Annotated in this window: 13 protein-coding genes, 1 pseudogene and 1 riboswitch; of the genes and pseudogenes, 4 read left to right on the forward strand and 10 right to left on the reverse strand. The window is 38.9% G+C overall.

Translation table 11 applies throughout. The features are described 5' to 3' along the window. Positions 1-473 precede the first annotated feature (473 nt). The 3 genes from MLOOGBEN_RS07935 to MLOOGBEN_RS07945 all read right to left on the reverse strand — a co-directional run bounded on the left by MLOOGBEN_RS07935 (position 474) and on the right by MLOOGBEN_RS07945 (position 2,924). Positions 474-923, reverse strand: a complete 450-nt coding sequence (locus MLOOGBEN_RS07935; protein ID WP_179157719.1) for a threonine/serine exporter family protein — start codon at positions 921-923, stop codon at positions 474-476. 13 nt (positions 924-936) lie between these two features. Next, entirely contained in the window at positions 937-1,698 is a 762-nt protein-coding gene (locus tag MLOOGBEN_RS07940; RefSeq protein WP_179157720.1) for a threonine/serine exporter family protein, read from the reverse strand. A gap of 113 nt (positions 1,699-1,811) precedes the next feature. Beyond that, entirely contained in the window at positions 1,812-2,924 is a 1,113-nt protein-coding gene (locus MLOOGBEN_RS07945) for a sugar ABC transporter substrate-binding protein (protein ID WP_179157721.1), read from the reverse strand. Positions 2,925-3,046: 122 nt separating this feature from the next. Next, a riboswitch (SAM riboswitch) is annotated at positions 3,047-3,154 on the reverse strand. Between the two features lie 231 nt (positions 3,155-3,385). On the opposite strand from MLOOGBEN_RS07945, the gene MLOOGBEN_RS07950 reads away from it, so the two are divergent. Beyond that, complete coding sequence (locus tag MLOOGBEN_RS07950) at positions 3,386-4,600, forward strand: MFS transporter (protein WP_179157722.1); 1,215 nt, start codon at positions 3,386-3,388, stop codon at positions 4,598-4,600. A 47-nt stretch (positions 4,601-4,647) separates the two neighbouring features. Here MLOOGBEN_RS07950 and MLOOGBEN_RS07955 read toward each other — a convergent pair whose 3' ends face one another. Continuing rightward, the gene (locus MLOOGBEN_RS07955; protein ID WP_179157723.1) at positions 4,648-5,565 is read right to left on the reverse strand and encodes a ketopantoate reductase family protein; all 918 of its coding nucleotides are present in this window, start codon (positions 5,563-5,565) and stop codon (positions 4,648-4,650) included. A 107-nt stretch (positions 5,566-5,672) separates the two neighbouring features. After that, the gene (gene yfkAB / locus MLOOGBEN_RS07960; protein WP_179157724.1) at positions 5,673-6,791 is read right to left on the reverse strand and encodes a radical SAM/CxCxxxxC motif protein YfkAB; all 1,119 of its coding nucleotides are present in this window, start codon (positions 6,789-6,791) and stop codon (positions 5,673-5,675) included. 185 nt (positions 6,792-6,976) lie between these two features. Between yfkAB and MLOOGBEN_RS07965 the strand changes: the two genes are divergently transcribed. Next, positions 6,977-7,765 (forward strand): formate/nitrite transporter family protein, encoded by a 789-nt coding sequence (locus tag MLOOGBEN_RS07965; protein ID WP_179157725.1) that lies wholly within the window; start codon positions 6,977-6,979, stop codon positions 7,763-7,765. Positions 7,766-7,876: 111 nt separating this feature from the next. Here the strand turns inward: MLOOGBEN_RS07965 and recQ are convergent, their stop codons facing one another. The 5 genes and pseudogenes from recQ to MLOOGBEN_RS07990 all read right to left on the reverse strand — a co-directional run bounded on the left by recQ (position 7,877) and on the right by MLOOGBEN_RS07990 (position 15,689). Further along, complete coding sequence (gene recQ / locus MLOOGBEN_RS07970) at positions 7,877-10,003, reverse strand: DNA helicase RecQ (protein ID WP_179157888.1); 2,127 nt, start codon at positions 10,001-10,003, stop codon at positions 7,877-7,879. A gap of 458 nt (positions 10,004-10,461) precedes the next feature. Next, on the reverse strand, positions 10,462-12,024 hold the full coding sequence (locus MLOOGBEN_RS07975; RefSeq protein WP_179157726.1) for a fatty acid--CoA ligase: 1,563 nt from the start codon (positions 12,022-12,024) through the stop codon (positions 10,462-10,464). A 14-nt stretch (positions 12,025-12,038) separates the two neighbouring features. After that, positions 12,039-13,184: an acyl-CoA dehydrogenase family protein gene (locus MLOOGBEN_RS07980; protein ID WP_179157727.1), complete on the reverse strand. Its 1,146-nt coding sequence runs from the start codon at positions 13,182-13,184 to the stop codon at positions 12,039-12,041. Positions 13,185-13,262: 78 nt separating this feature from the next. Further along, positions 13,263-13,724 (reverse strand): annotated as a pseudogene (locus MLOOGBEN_RS29700) (AMP-binding protein). A 777-nt stretch (positions 13,725-14,501) separates the two neighbouring features. Next, positions 14,502-15,689 (reverse strand): MFS transporter, encoded by a 1,188-nt coding sequence (locus tag MLOOGBEN_RS07990; protein WP_256988976.1) that lies wholly within the window; start codon positions 15,687-15,689, stop codon positions 14,502-14,504. A gap of 203 nt (positions 15,690-15,892) precedes the next feature. Between MLOOGBEN_RS07990 and MLOOGBEN_RS07995 the strand changes: the two genes are divergently transcribed. After that, the gene (locus tag MLOOGBEN_RS07995; protein ID WP_179157728.1) at positions 15,893-16,855 is read left to right on the forward strand and encodes a D-2-hydroxyacid dehydrogenase; all 963 of its coding nucleotides are present in this window, start codon (positions 15,893-15,895) and stop codon (positions 16,853-16,855) included. Between the two features lie 17 nt (positions 16,856-16,872). Next, the gene (locus MLOOGBEN_RS08000) at positions 16,873-17,811 is read left to right on the forward strand and encodes a glycerophosphodiester phosphodiesterase family protein (RefSeq protein ID WP_179157729.1); all 939 of its coding nucleotides are present in this window, start codon (positions 16,873-16,875) and stop codon (positions 17,809-17,811) included. Positions 17,812-17,992: the final 181 nt, after the last annotated feature.

The raw sequence follows: 17,992 nt of genomic DNA on the forward strand, positions 1-17,992 counted from the left end.
TCCTATTTATAACTATAATTTCTCCTTACGGTTCCCTATTCCCTTTTTTTTAAATAAGGGACTATTTTATGATCAAGTTAAACTATTATATTGACATATTTAACGACAGGGTGTAATATTGTTAATTGTGCTTAACATTTATGTAACTTGTAATAGACGAGATAACGCAATGTAAGAATTTTTTCTGGCATTCTGCTTATGTTTTAAAAGTAAAACTTATTCACGCTGGATCGGCTTCGGAGCCGTAAGGATGTAAGAGAGGTAGGGCTTACATCGTTTAGGTATAAAACCATCAGGTGGAAGAGTAACCGCGGCAAATTGGTCTTTTAATACCATTTATTATATATAAATTTTTACCTTGCGCATGGCTGCTATCAAAACAACCATTCACAAGTTACAATAGTGATCCCATTTGGATCAAAAGCAAAAGAAGGCAGAGGATAATCCTCTGCCTTCGTCCAATTATAACGCCTTTAGATTTTAAAAACCTTATTTCCTCTAATCTTTCGAATTACTTGATTAATAACCTCTGAAAAAACAAGACCAAATGCGATGGAGCCTGAAAGTAACGTTACTTTTGCACCTAACGCTATTGCTTGAAAGTAATCGTCCTCCACAAAATTCCTCATAGTATCGTATGCCAAACCACCGGGAACTAAAGGAATAATTCCAGCAACACTAAAAATTATAACAGGTGTTTTATAAAACTTGGCTAATTCCTGACTAACGATTCCCACAAATAGAGTCGCTCCTAGTGTGGCTAAAACAGAATCTCCTGTATACTTTTCCGCTAAATAATAGATAATCCAGCCGCCCATTCCAACAAATCCGCATTTTACTAAAGTTTCCTTAGGTGCATTAAAAATAACTCCAAATGCTGCAGTGGCTATAAAGCTTGTAATTAGTTGTCCTAATATATCCACACTGTGCCTCCATTTACAAGAATGATAAAACGACAGCAATACCTGAGCCGATAGCAAAGGCAGTTAGAAGTGCTTCCGCACCTTTTGACAAGCCTGATACTAAATGACCAGCCATTAAATCCCTCACTGCATTGGTCACTAGGAGTCCTGGTACTAGTGTCATTACCGAGCCAATGATTATTTTATCTAACTGCTGACCTAATCCTGTTTTTACAAAGATTAACGCCAGTAACCCAATAATAAACGAGGCTAAAAACTCAGAGAAAAACTTTACTGGTATAAAACGATGAAAATATAAAAAACCGCAATAACCTACCCCACCAGTTAACATCGCCGGGATAAAGTCTACCCATTCCCCCATAAACATAATCATAAAACAGCCGCTGGCTATCGAGGCAGCAGCCGCCTGAAACATAAAGGGGAAGGTTACATCTAATGCATCTAACTCTTTTAAATGAATAAGTGCATCATCTAAGTTGATTTCACCACTCGTTATTCTTCGCGAAATACTATTTACCATAGCCACCTTTTTTAAATCAGTGGACCGTGTTGAAATACGGATTAACTTAGTTTTCGTTGGCTCTGCACCTTCAGCTGAAAAGATGATTCCAGTAGGCGTTACATAGCTATGAGAATTTACAATCCCAAACGCAGCTGCAATCCGCATCATCGTATCTTCTACCCGATAGGTTTCACCGCCGGATTGGAGCATAATTTTACCAGCAAGCAAACAAACCTCTATTATTTCGTATGTATGTGTTTTCTCGTTTTCCATAAAAAATTTCACCACAACTATTCTTTCTTCCTATGATTTCCTAAGTTTAATCAAAAGAATAATCTTTATCAATAAAAAAACGCCTTTTCAATCGAAAAGGCGTAAGATAACTTTTATTTTTTCTTATAATGTTCTTTCAACGTGTTCATCCAGTCTTCTTCAAATGCTGTTGATTGGCCCCATCCTGGAATAATATCAGCAAGATTCACCATGTTGACAGGTTCTTTTGATTTTTGAAGGTCTTCTTGTGAGATCAATGATGCTTCGAGATTAAAGGTTTGAGGAGTCTCTTCACCTGCTAATTTCTTCGCTAATATTCTCATATTAACAGCTCCGATGAGTTTGGGATCAACAGCAGCTGTATACTTCCAAGCACTGCCTTCTCTTTGAATTTCCTGCAAGTCAGCATTAGAAACATCAATCCCATAAAGCGTAACTTCTTCTCTTCCCGCTTCCTTTAATGCACGTGCTGCCCCAATCGCAAACGCATCCCATGTAGCAAAAATTGCATCCAATTCCCCTTTAGGGTATTTATTCAACATAGCAGCAACTGCATTCTGTGTTTGTACACTTGTATCGGCAGAAGCAACACCAAAACGCTCAACTTCTTTGATTCCTGGGTTCTTTTCCAAGACATCCTGATAAACCTTATTTCTTCGAACCATTGGTGGAAATCCATCTACCCAAAGATAGGCAATATTCGCTTCTCCACCTGTTTCTTTGACTAATTGGTCCAGTGCTAATGTCGCCAATGCCTCATCATCCTGTGATGTAAGAGTAACACCATCAACAGTTGTTAGGTTTGCATTCGAGTCAAAGGCAACAATGCTCTTTCCAGCATCAACAATTTTTTTCACATCATTTAAAGTCGCATCATCATCACCATGGGATATGATATATCCATCATAATCTTGGCTTAATGCTTGGTTAATCGCATCATGAAATTTAGCTGTATCTCCATTTGCAGTAAATACATCCACTGTGAATCCTAACGCTTCGCCCTCTTGTTTCGCACCAGCTAAGAATTGGGCGGTATGATCGTCCCCGCCAATTTTTCGGATTACCTTAATTTTTGGCTGTTCCCCTTTTGCAAAACGTTCTGGAACTCCTTCAATTGGTGTACTTCCACTCGTTTGCTTTGATTCTCCTCCAGCACCACAGCCGGTAAGCAAAAGTGTTGCTGCAATTGCTGATACAAATGTGCTCTTAAAAAAATTCTTCCTCATGTTGAAATCCCCCATTTTTTAGTATGTACGTGTGTTCCTACCAACGTAGCCCCTAGGAGAGTAATAACAAAAAACCTCTCCAAGAAAAGAGAGGTTTCATCACAAAAAGAAGGATTACTCCTCTCTTATCTTTCAAAACAATTCCTTGTTTTGCAGGATTTAGCACCAATTCCAAACGGAACGGTTGCTGGGCGTCATCGGGCCAGTCCCTCTGCCACTCTTGATAAGAGAACGTATTATTTTACTTGATTAAAGTGTTAAACTAAATTTAATCTCCTATTAACAATTTGTCAATAGTGTTTTCTAAATATTTTAAATTTATCCTCTACTTTCACTACATGCACATAATATCGAATCTAATGCCGAAGCTAATTGCTAGGTATATAACTTTCATTTTTTTGAAAGTTCGGTATTATTGTATTTAGGAAAACGAAATATCTTGCCGAGAGAGGTGAACTAGCATGACTAAGCTGGAGATGGCAAAACGAAATATCTTAATCATGTGGTTTGCCAACTTCTTTGTTGCTGGAAGTATGACGATGGTTCTACCGTTTATTTCCTTATACATAGAGACATTTGGAAACTTTTCAGCGAAATATGTTCAGCATTGGTCAGGAATAACCTTTGCCGTAACATTTGTATCAGCTTTTATCTTCTCACCGATTTGGGGGAAAATTGGGGATCGTTTTGGAAGGAAAAAAATCCTTATTATTTGTGGAATTGGAATGGGATGCTCGATTTTCCTTATGGGCTATGTCCAATCCGTTTGGCAGCTTTTCCTCCTAAGGTTTTTGACGGGATTTTTCACAGGATTTATTCCAATGTCACAAGCATTTATTTCTACACAAACACCAAAGGAAATAGCTGGTCGTGTACTTGGAACATTACAAACAGGCAGTATCACAGGTTCGCTCCTTGGTCCGATGCTTGGCGGGGTTTTAGCGGATTCACTAGGTTACTCCTTGACCTTTAAATGGACGTCGATTGCGATTATTGTTTCCGGCTTACTTGTTTTTGCAACTAAGGAGTATGTGATTGAAGCGAAAAAAGGAACAAAATCACATTATTCCAGTAAAGAAGTTTTAGCACATATTGTAAGGAATCCCGTATTGTTAACGGTTTTACTTATCTCAGCACTCGTACAAATTGCTCACTTTAGCATACAGCCGATTCTATCATTATTTGTCAGTGAACTGCATGGTCACACAAATATCGCTTTTTATTCCGGAATCGCCTTCTCGGCAGCTGGATTAGGAAATCTGCTGATGTCGAGAAATTGGGGGAAGATTGCGGATAAGCACGGTTATATAAAAATTCTAGTCATCCTGCTTTTTGTCTCAGGAATCATTTACCTTCCTGGCGCTGCAGTCACTGAATTCTGGCAATTGGTTATTGTTCGATTTGCGCTAGGAATAGCAATAGGAGGAATCATCCCCGTTCGTATAGCCTATATTCGGCAAGAGGCACCGATAGCCATGCAGGGTGAAGTTCTAGGCTATAATACTAGCTTACGGTTCCTTGGAAATATCATTGGTCCAATGTTAGGTGGATTCATTTCTGGGTATTTAGGATTTTCTGCTGTGTTTATTAGTACTAGCGCGTTATTGATACTTAGCGGAATCATCTTGTTTATCTCTATGCACCGCCACCCGAAGCTTGTTAAACATACCGTTTAAACATGCATAACCATAAAAATAGCAAAAGACCCAATCTGGGTCTTTAACTATTTTAAAGACTGTTCATAAACTTTTAAATTTGTATAAATGGCCGCTAGGAGTGGAACAGAGATTTCTTCCCTTCGCGCAATATCTAGCAAATAACCATGTAAATGATCTGCTTCAACAGGGAGTAACTTTTCCATATCTCGTTGCATGGATGACTTCATAGGGTAGGCTAAAGCATTTATCTGATTCATTTGAACAGTTTCAATATCTTCGGCAAGCGGTGCATCTATTCTTTTCATTATCGCAATTAGTTCTCTTAATAACTGAATAATAATGGATTCACCAATTTCCGTTTCACGAATTGGACCTATTGGTGCTCTCATTAAAGTCGTTATCCCCGAAAGAGCAGATATGAACAAATATTTATTCCATATCTCATGATTTATATTTTCGCTCAAACGGAAGCCAGTGTTGGTTCCGCTAAAGGCTTCTTCAATTTTTGAAATCCGCTCTGATCTTTTACCAATCCGTTCTCCAAACACCAAATCGTGTCTTGGACTTGATTGAATTACCTTTCCTGTTTCATCAAGCGTAGATTCAAGGAAGCATAGGCCGCCAATAATTTTATCTTTACCAAACTCTTCTTCCAATCTAGTAAAATGCGAAATTCCGTTCAACAAAGGCAAAATCATTGTATCCTCGCCTACATACGGATGGATACTCTCTATTGCCCCCTCCAAATGATATGCTTTGGTGGATAATAGAATTAAATCAAAAGGACCTGCAGACTCACTAGCTGTAATCGCATGGACTGCCTGAGTTACATTTCCATGAACACTTTCGACCACGAGTCCAGCCGTATCTAACTGTTTTTTTCTTCTTTCTCTCACTAAAAAAGTGACATTCTCTCCCTTTTCGAGTAAACGCCCGCCAAAATAGCCACCAATTGCTCCTGCGCCAACAACTAATATCCTCATTCCCCGTCCCCCTAGCAGCATAATAATTTAAGTATACGGGAAACTTTTTACAAGTTAAAGATTGGAAAAAGAAAAAAGCAGGAATGTGTGGATTCCCGCTTTCTAAACTATTTTCCAATATTCGCCTGTTGGTTTGAAAAATCGATATCCTGATAATAGCTATTTTTCACCAAGATGTTAGGACCAAGACATGAAGCTGCTGGACAATGGCAACTCAATTCCTTCGCTATACTGGAGCTCTGCCAGATTTGATAAGCTTCTAACAGGTTGGTGGTTTTGATATTTCCAAGCGGCGGAGTATCACCAAAATCAGTAACGATAATATCTCCATTAAAAATGTTAACATTAAGGCGTGACCTTCCATCAGGATCATTTCTTACTGTTACATTTTTACTTTGATAGAGTCTATTTAATAGCTCTAAATCCTCTGGTTTATGGCTGCATGCGTAAAAAGGGAGAGTCCCAAAAAGCATCCATACTTTTTCATCACGAATATCTAGTAAATGGTGAATAGCTTCCCTAATTTCATTAAGTGTTAACGTTTCAAGATTGCTAGCAAAATCACTTGGATACATTGGGTGAACCTCATGCCTCTGGCAGTCCATTTCATCTACAATCTGGCGATGGATCTTTTCCAAATACGGCAGTGTACGCTTGTTAAGCATGGTTTCTGCGGAAACCATCACTCCAGCCTTCACAAGCTCCCGGCTATTTTCTATCATTCTCTGAAAATACTTTTCACGTTGTTTGTAATCAGGCTTGCGCTCCATTCTTGCAAAGCCGCCTTCAACAAAATCATCAACTGTTCCCCAATTATGTGAAATATGTAAAACATCCAAATATGGAATAATTAACTCATAGCGTGCTAGCTCAAGTGTTAAATTGGAATTTATTTGCGTCCGAACTCCGCGTTCATGAGCATATTTTAATAAAGGCACCACATAATTTTTGATAGAGGAAAGAGAAAGCATTGGTTCTCCACCAGTAATACTTATCGCATTTAGTGTTTGAATTTCATCCAACCTATTCAAAAGTAGATCAAGTGGAAGCGCATCCGGGTCTTTTGTTTGAAGGGTGTACCCTACTGCACAATGCTCACAGCGCATATTACATAAGGTTGTTGTCGTGAATTCAATATTGGTAAGCTTGGACTTTCCGTATTGCTTTATATCATTATATGCTTCCCACGGATCATATTCCGGGGTTATTTTTTTCAAGTAGAACATAGCAAACTCCTTAAAGTCAGTATTAGAAAAACCACTTCATTATATCTGAAATAGTGTTTTTTTGGCTAATTTAAACTACTCTTCCTTTTTACAAAACTTATGAAATCAATCCATTTATTATACATAATTTAGCATCTGTTATTAGAAACTATAGGGATGATTCGAAAATTATGGGTGGTGCAGTTATGGAGAGACAGCCCTTAGGCGAGGTAGAAAAATTAGCGTTAAAAAAGGTTAAAATTTTCAGGCAAAGCCTATTACGTTATATTTTAAGGTCAATGCTTGCCAGTATGTTTATTGGATTCGGTGTAATTGTTGCTTTTAAAACAGGAAACTACTTTTATTTGGAACATTCCCCATGGGCTTATCCGATGGCCGCACTCACCTTTGGAGCGGCAATCATATTAATTGCTTACGCTGGTGGAGATTTGTTTACGGGTAATACATTCTATTACACCTATGCTGCACTTCGGCGAAAAATGGCTTGGCTCGAAGTCACCAAGTTGTGGATAAGCAGTTATATTGGAAATATTTTAGGTGCAGCAGTCTTTGCCTTTATCATTTTTACTACGGGACTTTATGAAGAATCGTCGGTTAATGGTTTTTTATTAAGCGTTGTAGAAAAGAAAATGCAGGTTCCTACAATGGAGCTGCTTTTTAGAGCCATTCTTTGTAATTGGCTGGTTTGCTTAGCCTTTTTTATTCCTCTCGGTTTAAAAGGAGACGGACCCAAAATGTTTTCGATGATCCTTTTTGTGTTCTGCTTTTTTATTTCCGGATACGAGCACAGTATTGCCAATATGTGTACCTTCGCAATAGCATTAGTTCTGAATCATCCTGGTACGATTTCATGGGGAGGAGTGATTCATAATCTCGTTCCGGTAACCATAGGTAATCTATTTGGAGGAAGCATATTAATGGCGTGGATGTATTACTTTGTTAATAAACCATTTTTGGATGAATCTGAGGAATGAAAACAGCCGTATGATTGTTATACGGCTGTTTTCATCGACAAATTCCCGGGAAATACTAACAAATTAACCCGGCAGACGACAATTAATATGAATATTCTAAATAGTTGCACACTACTTGTTTTTGCTTAAAAAATAAAGATAAGATTTAACCATGAAATAGCTTACTTCTTCAGGCAATAAATCCTTGATTGGTTTTAAACGGGAACGCCCAGCCTCTTCCACCGCTTTTTGAAGCATTGGAATATACTCCGTAGGAATGAGCTTAGAAAAATCAACTTCCATTCCTTGCTGAGCACATTGGAGTAAATGGTTTTCAACCGTACTCAGTGCCAGCTCGCGTTTTTCTGCTATTTGTTCGATTGATAAGTTTTGCTGATGTAGCTGTAAGGTCTCTAAATGGGAATCACCCACAGCTTTTTTTGATGTTTTTTTAGGAGCAGCAGCTTGTCCCATCTCCGGCTGGCGTTCTGGATGGGCTTCGCAAAACTGACGAATGGCTTGAATAAATTCAAGTCCATATTTCTTCAATTTAAGTTCTCCGACTCCACTAACTCCTAAAAAGTCTTCGCTTGTTCTTGGAAGCTTTGCACACATATCCTTTAGAGCGGCATCAGAAAAAATAACAAATGGAGGCACATTTTCTCTTTCTGCAATCGACCTTCTTACTTCCCGTAACGTTTCGAATAATGGGTCATCCTTTGAAATTTCTCTGACCTTAACGGTTTCTCTGCGATGAACTTTTTCCTTTCCAAGGAGGATGTCCTTCCCTTTTGACGCTACAAATAATGTTGGAAATTGTCCCTGTTCGATGGCAATTAATTCTTGTGAAATCAAGAACTCGATAAAATCACTGACTTCTTTCGAACCTTTTTCCTTCATAATTCCATAGGTTGTCAGCTTGTCAAAACCCATCTCAGTTACTTTTTTATTTCTTGAACCTGTTAATACTTGAGCAGTAAGTGTTTTTCCAAATCGCTGTCCCATCCGGATCATGCACGACATTACCATTTGGGCTTCTTTTGTTACATCAATGCTTGTACGTGAATCGAGACAGTTACCACAGCGTCCACATGACTCTGTCTCTATTTCCCCAAAATATTTTAAAATAAATTCCTGCAGGCAATTTTCGGTATGACAATAATCGACCATTTGCTGCAGTTTTTCCAGTTCCGCATGAATCCGTGTTCGATCGCTGGATTGATCAATTAAAAAGCGCTGAACCTGTACATCCTGCGAAGAATAGAGAAGAATACATTCACTCTCGAGTCCATCTCGTCCTGCACGGCCTGCCTCTTGATAGTAGCTCTCCATATTTTTCGGAAGTTGAAAATGGAGGACATAGCGGATGTTGGATTTGTCGATACCCATTCCAAAGGCAGAGGTTGCGACCATAACGGATGCTTCATCTTTTAAAAAACGATCCTGCTCGCGTATACGCTCGGCGTCCCCCATTCCGGCATGATACCTTGCAACATTAATATTTTCTTTCTTCAGCCTTTCGTAAAGCTGGTCAACGTTCTTCCGGGTGGCTGCATAAATAATGCCCGCTTCTTTTTCATTCTTTTTAATATAATCTCTTAGAAAATGAAGTCTGTCTTGACCTTTAATCACAGCAAACGAAAGATTCTCTCGTTCAAAACCGGTAATGATTGAATTCTCTTCATCGATATCAAGTGTTTCACAGATATCCTCTCGAACTCTTGGTGTTGCTGTTGCAGTCAGCGCCAATACATTTGGTTTTTGTGGAAGGCTGTAAACCATTTGCTGGATATGGCGGTAGCTTGGACGGAAATCGTGCCCCCATTGTGAAATACAATGTGCTTCATCCACCGCAACTAATGGAATATCCATCTGTTTCAGGTCCTCGATAAATTCATGAGATTCTAATCGTTCGGGTGCGATATATAGGAGCTTGTACATTCCTTGCTTCGCTTCCCTGATTCGTTCGTTTGCTTCATGATAACTTAGAGAGCTGTTGATAAAAGTTGCAGGAATTCCTACCTGAACGAGGGCATCGACTTGATCCTTCATAAGTGAGATTAACGGGGATATGACAATCGTGGTACCTGGTAAAACAAGTGCAGGAATTTGAAAACAAATTGACTTTCCTCCGCCAGTTGGCATGACACAAATCGTATTTTCTCCAGCTAAAACGGATTGGATGGCACGCTCCTGCCCATTTCGAAAGGATGAATAACCAAAATGAGATTCTAATAATCGTTGAGCTTTTTCAAACAACAAGGACGTCTCCCCCTTCTGCTAAATAACCTTCTTACATTATACCTTTTTTTCGGTGTATCCAAGAGTGAATTTTGCTATGTGAGAGTGAATTTCGTTATCCGCGAGTAATTTCTGCTATACGAGAGTAAATTTCGTTATCCGAGAGTATTTCCTGCTATGCGAGAGTTAATTTTGTTATCCGAGAGTATTTCCTGCTATGCGAGAGTGAATTTTGTTATCCGAGAGTATTTCCTGCTATGCGAGAGTATTTTTCGCTATCCTCAAGTATTTTCCGCTATCCGCAAGTATTTTTCGCTATCCGCAAGTATTTTTCGCTATCCGCAAGTATTTTCTGCCATCCGCAAGTATTTTTCGCTATCCGCAAGTATTTCGTGCCATCCGCAAGTATTTTCTGCCCTCCACAAGTAACCGTAAAGAAAAGGCCGCCAAGACGAATCCAGCGACCTTTTCTATTATTATCCCTGTGTAAACAGCTCTTCTAGCTGTTTACGCAGCACAAATTTCTGGATTTTCCCACTTGCATTCCGTGGCAATGCTTCACAGAAGACATATTTACGTGGACGCTTGTAGTTTGCTAGACTATCGCTGTTTTTACAATAGTCTTCTAGATCCTGTTCAGTCAGTGCTGGGTCCTTTTTCACCACAAATGCCGTAACGGTTTCACCCCAACGCTCATCTGGCTGACCCACAACCGCAACATCCAAAACACCTTCATGTGCATGTAAAACATCCTCCACTTCACGTGGATAAATATTCTCCCCGCCGCTTATAATCATGTCATCCACCCGGTCATTTACGAATAGAAAGCCCTCTGCGTCTAGGTAACCGATATCACCTGAATGATACCAGCCTTTATACATCGATTTTTCCGTTGCTTCTTCACGGTTAAAGTAACCTATCATCATGCATGGCCCTTTTACAATAATCTCACCTGTTTCACCAACTGGAACAACATCATCAGGATCTGATGGCCCATCCTCTCTCGTACGAACCACTCGAATATCATGGTTAATGGCTGCTTGACCTGCCGATCCGGCTTTTCTTAACTGGTCATTCTCGGATAGGAAGGTAATCGCTGGTCCCATTTCTGTCATTCCATAGGCTTGAACTAACCGGACACCAAAACGGTCATGTAGGGCATGTACGAGAGACGGAGCCATTGGTGCTGCACCATACAAGCCAAGCTTTAGACTTTCTGTATTGTATTGACTTAAATCTTCTTGCAGCAGCATATTCCACATAGTTGGTGCAGCGAAAAATTTCGTAATCTTTTCCTGTCCTATTAACTGAAGGATGACTTTTGGATTAAATTGGTGCAGAATAACATTTCTTGCCCCTACATGAATCCTTGGCAAAAAGGCACAATGAAGCTCGGCACAGTGGAACATTGGAGCGGTCACAAGACCTACGTCTTCCGGCTCAAGCTTTTGGGCAGCAATACAAATCACACTTTGATCGACCATATTACGATGACTATGTATGACTCCTTTTGGTCTTCCTGTTGTCCCGCTTGTATAGATAAACGCATATATATCATTTTCATTAACCTCTGCCTGTATCTCTTCGATTGAAGAATCAGCCAGTTTATCGTGATAGCTTGCTGCATAGGCTGGTGTCTCTTCATCAATAAACCAAAAGGCCATTGAATCAAAACGATTTTCGATAGCGGAAATGACAGGCTCCAAAGCTTTTTCAAAAAGGACCACCTTAGGGCTTGCGTCCGATAAAATAAAAGCCACTTCCTCAGGAGTTAAACGAAAATTAATTGGATTAAAGATGGCCCCGATTTTTGCACAGGCAAAGAATGCCGTTCCTAATTCCTCGGTATTAAACATGAATGTGGAAACCCGGTCTCCTTTTTTGACCCCTTCATTCAATAATGCATTCGCTAGTCGGTTAACCTGCTCACTCCACTCTTTATACGTATAGCGGACATTTTTCCTAACATCATAGATTGCTTCCTTGTTCGGGTATCTTTTTACCGTTAAATCAAAAATTTGTCCAATAGTGGTAGTCATCCAATCTCCTCCATTTATAAGCCTAAATTTTTGGCAATAATCGTTTTCATGATTTCATTTGTCCCAGCATAAATACTAGAAACCTGTATATCACGGAATCTTCTCGCAATCTCGTATTCTTCCATATATCCATAGCCGCCATGAAGCTGCAGGCATTCTCCCGCAATTTTCTTTGCGGTATCTGTTAGTCGCCATTTCGCCATTGAAACCTTTGTTACCACATTTTGGCCATCGATATGTTCAGCAATTAATTGATCTAAAAATGCTCTCCCCATCTCCACCTCGGTAGCCATTTCCGCAATTTTAAACTGAGTATTTTGGAATTGACCGATAGGCTTTCCAAAGGCTTCACGACTCTTCACATAGTCTATCGTTCCCTGCAGCATAACTTCTCCCGCAATTTGTGCTGCTATGGCCACTAAAAGCCGCTCCTGCTGGAGTTTATCCATCATATAGAGAAAACCTTTTCCTTCTTCGCCTAGGAGATTTTCCTTAGGAACTCGGCAGTCCTCAAAAATTAACTCAGCCGTATCCTGACTATGAAGACCCACTTTATTCAGCTTTCTTCCTCTTGAAAAGCCAGGCGAATCTCGTTCAACTAGGAGTAAACTAACCCCTTTATGCTTTGGTACCGCATCGGGATCTGTTTTACAAGCTACTAGAATTAGATCTGACTGAATTCCATTGGTTATAAAGGTCTTTTGCCCATTTAATATATAGTGGTCTCCATCAAGCTTTGCATTGGTTTTGATATTGGCAAGGTCAGACCCCGTTCCAGGTTCAGTCATGGCAATGGCCGTAATAAGTTCCCCTGTTACACAGCGGGGGAGCCAACGCTGTTTTTGCTCTGCAGTGCCGAAGGAATTGATATATGGTACAACGATATCATTATGGAGACCCATTCCCACAAGACCAGAACCCACTCTCTCCAGCTCTTCGTTAATAACTACAGAGAAGCCCCAGTCCACACCACTGCCGCCATAAATCTCATCTAAATCCGGACAAAGAAAACCCTGGTCCCCCATCTTTCTCCACAAGGAGCGGGGAATCATTCTCTCTTTTTCCCAATGCTCATAATAGGGAATAGCTTCTTTCTCTAAAAATTTCCTTAATGACTTCCGAAAAATTTCATGGTCATGTGTTAAATATGGATGTTTCATTATGAATACCTCACTTTCTATTTGTAACCGCCTGCTTTTAAGCGTTGACTTGATTTAATTTTTGTCGAAGCTGATATTTTAGTATTTTCCCAGAAGCATTTCATTTGGAACCTTCAGGATGAAATTAAACATGGCTGGAACACCAAAGAAGTGAGTAATTTTATGTTCTTGAATGGTTTGAAGTGTCTTAACTGGATGGAAATCACGATGGATAATATGTGTTGCCCCAAGTGCAACACCTGAAATTAGGAAAAGATTTAACTATGCAGAGTGGAAGATTGGTGCTACATTAAGGATACGCTCATGCGGTCGTAATCCCATATTAATGGTGACAGAAATCCCAACATTAAAAATCCTCTTATGATCAAACAATGCGCCTTTCGGCCGGCCTGTTGTCCCTGATGTATAAAGAATTTCTAAATCATCTTCTTCAGAGACCTCTATTTCTGGTTCCTCTCCACCCTCAAATAAAGCGCTTACATACGAGTGATAGCCTACTGTCTGTGGTTTACCGATAGTAATTACCTTTACGACATTCATTAAATTGGCGGTAGGTGTAACTACGGCCTTCACATTCAATGGCTAGCAACTCTGGGAACTTTCTAGCATTTTGAGATAAAAGACTACCAATATTCATTTGTTCTTCCTCCTTTTTGTAATTAAATCTCCCCAACCTATTGTAACAAAAGTATAGAATTTTTAGAATATTAAGTGGAAATAAATTGCTAAACTTTTAATTTTCTATCAATAGTGTCATAGGGCTATATTGAATATTCTAAAATTAGAGGATTATAATAGGATTTGGCAATTTAATTTTTGGCTGCGTTAAAGCTGAATGTTGATTTTACTGTGTTTGGAAAATAAGCGGAGAATTGAGACTGTCGATTAATTATGCAAGTGAAATTCAGCAACTCCAATTTGATGAAATTGTGACCAAATATTTGCTTTTTTAGCTACTTTTTATAGTTTTTTATATCTATTTAGGTAGAAAATAGTTGGAATCTTCGTTTTCTAAAAGGTTAAATGAGTTAATCGACAGTCTCGAATTTCCGTTTAAATTGGGAAATACCCATATTTCCTTCATAATAAGCGGAGTTTTTCCGCTTATGGTATCCAAATCATTGGATTTTGTCTTATTTAAAGCAGTTAACCGGAATTTTTCCGCTTATATCTGCTTCTTAAGGTTCCTTTATATACATTAGCCGGAAATTCTCCGCCTATGAATGATCAACCCTACACGAAAATTAACAATGAATAATAACACAGCCTAATATTTAAAAAAGGTCAGCCCTCTTACTCTAGAGGCTGACCTTTTGTTTATGAAACAATTCTTTCCTTCGGAGTAACTCTTTTTTTCCTAACTTCTACTATAGTTAAAACGATAGCAATAATTAAAAATAGACTACTTATCCGGAAGAGATTAGCCGTATCAGTGAATTGTGCAATTGTACCGAAGATAATCCCGCTTAAGCCAATTCCTAAATCTATCGATGAAAAGAACATGCCATTTGCCACACCTCTTCGATTTTCTGGTGTCATCGATAAGGTCCAGGATTGTAAGATTGGTAATGCACAGCCAAATCCGAGTCCAAACAATCCTCCTGCAACAGCAAGCATGAAATTGGTTTGTGCAAAGGAAAGGACCCACAATCCAACAAAGGTAGCACAAATACAGAAGTAGACCATGGCGATTGGCCCCTTTTCATCAAACCACTTTCCTGCAAACGGTCTAGCCACCGTGGCAATAATTGCATTTAGAATATAAAATAAAAAGATTTGGTCAATGCCTCTTTCTTCCCCGTAGATTACGATGAATGTTGAGACTGAACCATAACCAAGACAAATTATGATGGTAATAAGCGATGGAAACCAGCTCGATTTCTCTACTAATGAATCAAGGTAGGAAAATGTAAGATTCTCCTTTTTTGTTTTTACAACGGCTTCAGGTGTTTGGTAGCGAACAAGTGCAAGCAGCACGACAGAAATCAATCCTAATATGCTTGAAATAACAATGAGATTAGTAAATGTAGTGACATTATATATGAAGATTCCTAGACTAGGTGCAATGATATACCCAATGGTGTTTGATAGCCCAAAATAGCCCATTCCTTCACCAAGCCTTGAAAATGGAATAACGTCGACAGCCGCTGTACCATTCACAGTTGTTGACCACCCCCAAGCAAGACCATGCACAAATCGGATCAACAGGAATATCATGACAATTCTTGATATTGGGTAAAGAATTGTAATAACTAAAAGAATGACAGCACCAATTAATACAAGTGATTTCCTTTGCTTGTATTCGAGCATATGTCCAATAAACGGTCTTATGAGCACAGCACCGATCGAAAACAACGCTGTAACAAGACCAATTTCTACCCCACTTGCACCTATGGATTTAATATAGGGCGGTAATGTTGGAATAAGCATTTGAAAAGACATAAACACAAATAGATTCCCAGCCATTAACATAACAAAAGATTTAGTCCACAAACGCTCTTTCAAGGGAACACCTCTCTAACTATCTACACAACGAACATTGTGATAATTCTGATTATTTCGTATCACTAAATAATAGCATATAACACCTTAAAAGATAAATAAGAAATCATTTATTTTTCAGCACTTCCCTAATTTAATTGTTATCATTTTTCAGTAAATTCCAGTATCATGAATAGTAGTAATCGAAGTACATATGGAGGAAATATATGCTAAAGAGAAAAATTGTCATTACTCATACATTAGAACAGAATCTTATCGATCAAATAAAAGAAATTCTCCCAGATTGGACGATCATTATGGGAAAAGATAGAGAAATTTGGCAGGAGCATTTACATGATGCTGAAATTATTGCAGGCTGGAAAAAAGGCATTGAAAAGGAGTGTCTCGTACCCGAATCAAAGCTTAAGTGGCTCCAAACCTGGAGTGCAGGTGTAAATAGTCTGCCCCTCGAATCCCTGGAATCTAGAAATATTACCCTAACTAGTGCGAATGGTGTGCATGCTTATCCGATATCCGAAACAATCTTTGCATTGATGCTTGGCTTAACTAGAAAGATTCATACATATGTAAAAAACCAGCAAGCAAGGAAATGGCACCATTCCGGCATGAATCTGGAAATGCATGAAAAAACGGTTGGAATTATAGGTGTTGGGACCATTGGAAAAGAAGCAGCAAAAATCGCAAAAGCTTTTGGAATGAAGGTCATCGGCGTTCGCCATTCTGGAAAACAACAGGAGTTTGTTGATGAAATGTACACCACAAATCAATTAGATATCGTTCTTCCCAACTGTGATTATGTGGTTGTTACCCTGCCGCTAACCAAAGAGACACATCGCTTATTTGGATCCAAGCAATTTGACCTCATGAAATCTACCGCTTTCTTTATCAATATTGGTCGTGGTGAAATCGTAGTGGAAAAAGATTTGATTGCTGCTTTACAGAGGGGACACATTGCTGGTGCCGGTTTAGACGTATTTGAACAAGAACCATTAACAGTTGATAGTCCTTTGTGGGAAATGGAAAACGTGATTATTACCCCGCACACCTCTGGTTCAACGGAGCATTATAATCAACGGGTTGTTGAAAATATTCTTATCCCGAACCTAAAAAACTATATTTCAGGTAACAAGCCTTCTCTTAATCTAGTTGATTATTCGAAAGGCTATTAGTAGAGGAGCAGTAATATATGCAACATGTCACAGTAGAAAAGGCAAGGAGAAAAAACACTATATTTCTATCTTTAAAGCTGATAGCATCTGCACTTCTCATTTTCCTTTTAGTCATTAATTTATTTCCAGTCAAACAAATCAAACAGAAAAGCTTTTTTAATCATAATCGCCCAATGGTTATTGCCCACCAAGGCGGTGAACTGTTAGCACCTTCAAATACCATGGCAGCCTTTCAGAATGCAGCTAATATGGGAGTGGATGTCCTTGAAACGGATATACATATAACAAAAGACGGCCACTTAGTTGCAATTCACGACGCAAGTGTTGACCGGACAACCAATGGTAAGGGACAGGTTGAAGATCTTACTTTAGCAGAAATTCAAGAGCTGGATGCAGGCTATCATTTTAAAAATCTTGAAGGTAACCATAATTTTCGTGGTAAGGGGGTCTATATTCCGACGGTTAAGGAAATGTTTCAAACCTTCAATCACATGAAGATTGAAATAGAAATTAAAGATGACAATCCTCCTGAAAGAATCGAGGAGATAGCTTCTAAATTGTGGAATCTAATTGAAGAATACCAAATGGAAGAAAAGATTTTAATCGGTTCCTTTGACCAAGAAATTCTTAAAACATTTGATAAGTATGCAAAAGGCCGAGTAGCTCTTTCAGCCGGAAGACAAGAGGTTAAAATTTTTGTAATTACTCATAAATTCCTTTTACGTAATCTTTATGTACCAAAAGTTGATGCCTTTCAGATTCCAGTGGAAGACAGCGGTTTCGATTTAACTGATCAAAGATTAATCGATGGGGCACATCGGCTTGGAATGGAAATCCATTACTGGACCATTGATGATCCAGATACAATGGAAAAGCTTATTGATGCAGGTGCTGATGGTATATTAACCAATCGACCTGATTTATTACATAATCTGATTGAAGAAAAAGGATTTTAATTATTCCTGCTTTTTTTAATGATAAAGGGTGCCTCAATGGGCACCCTTTTTTATTAATGGCTGTGTTATTACTCATTGTTGATTTTCGTGTAGGCTTGATCATTCATAGGCGGAGAATTTCCGGCTAATGTATATAAAGGAATCTTAAGCAGCAGATATAAGCGGAAATATTCTGGTTAAC

The sequence above is a fragment of the Bacillus sp. EB106-08-02-XG196 genome (genome assembly GCF_013396335.1).
In the GTDB taxonomy this organism is placed as follows: domain Bacteria; phylum Bacillota; class Bacilli; order Bacillales; family Cytobacillaceae; genus Neobacillus.